Annotated in this window: 1 protein-coding gene; it reads left to right on the forward strand. The window is 70.3% G+C overall.

What is annotated here, in order from left to right; genetic code table 11:
* The first annotated feature begins 54 nt into the window (after positions 1–54).
* Positions 55–1,323: a tyrosine--tRNA ligase gene (gene tyrS, locus DY218_RS24360; RefSeq protein ID WP_128558280.1), complete on the forward strand. Its 1,269-nt coding sequence runs from the start codon at positions 55–57 to the stop codon at positions 1,321–1,323.
* The last annotated feature ends 80 nt before the right edge of the window (positions 1,324–1,403 follow it).

Below are 1,403 nucleotides of genomic sequence, written 5' to 3' on the forward strand. Positions count from 1 at the left end.
AGCTGCGCCGGCCGCGCCCGGTGCCGTACAGATCGTCCAAGGAGACAAGCGACAGTGACGGACATCGTCGACGACCTGAAGTGGCGGGGGCTCTTCGCCCAGTCCACTGACGAGGACGCTTTGCGCAAGGCCCTCGCGGACGGTCCCGTCACGTTCTATTGCGGCTTCGACCCGACCGCCGCGAGCCTGCACGTCGGGCATCTGGTGCAGGTCCTCACGGTCCGCAGGCTGCAGCAGGCGGGCCACCGGCCGCTGGCCCTGGTGGGCGGTGCCACCGGGCAGATCGGCGACCCGCGGCCGACGGCCGAGCGCACGCTCAACTCCCCCGAGACCGTGGCCCTCTGGGTGGACCGGCTGCGCTCGCAGATCGAGCCGTTCCTCTCCTTCGAGGGTGAGAACGCGGCGACGATGGTCAACAACCTCGACTGGACGGCGGGCATGTCCGCCATCGAGTTCCTGCGGGACATCGGCAAGCACTTCCGGGTCAACAAGATGCTGACCAAGGACTCGGTGGCCCGCCGCCTGGAGTCCGCGGAGGGCATCAGTTACACCGAGTTCAGCTACCAGCTCCTGCAGAGCATGGACTTCCTGGAGCTGTACCGGCGTTACGGCTGTGTCCTGCAGCAGGGCGGCAGCGACCAGTGGGGCAATCTCGTCGGCGGTCTCGACCTGATCCACCGGCTCGAGCCGGACGCCGAGGTGCACGCGTACGCGACTCCGCTGATGACGAAGGCCGACGGCACCAAGTTCGGCAAGTCCGAGGGCGGCGCCATCTGGCTCGACCCCGAGATGACCACGCCGTACGCCTTCTACCAGTTCTGGCTGAATGTGGACGACCGGGACATCTCGGCGTACTCGCGGATCCTCAGCTTCCGCAGCCGGTCCGAGCTCGAGGAGCTCGAGCGGCAGACCGAGGAGCGTCCGCAGGCACGGGCGGCACAGCGGGCGCTCGCCGAGGAGCTCACCACCCTGGTGCACGGCGCCGACCAGTGCGCCGCAGTGATCGCGGCGTCCCGCGCGCTGTTCGGCCAGGGCGAGCTCGAGGCGCTGGACGAGGCGACGCTGAGCGCCGCGCTGTCCGAGGTGCCGCACGCGCGGGTCAGCGAACTGGGGCCGGTGGTCGACCTGTTCGCGGAGGTGGGTCTGGTGCCGAGCAAGTCGGCGGCCCGCCGCGCGGTGAAGGAGGGCGGCGCGTACGTGAACAACGTCAAGGTCGCCGCCGAGGACGCGGTCGCCTCGGCCGAGGAACTGCTGCACGGGCGTTGGCTCGTACTGCGTCGCGGAAAGAAGAACCTGGCGGCGATCGAGGTGGCCTCGGCCTGAGGCCGGGGCGGAGGCAGGGCTCGACGCCTGCCCGGACATGACGGCGCGGTGGCCCGGTCCTGCACGGACCGGGCCACCGC

Source organism: Streptomyces triticagri, from assembly GCF_003429565.1.
Classification (GTDB): Bacteria; Actinomycetota; Actinomycetes; order Streptomycetales; family Streptomycetaceae; genus Streptomyces; species Streptomyces triticagri.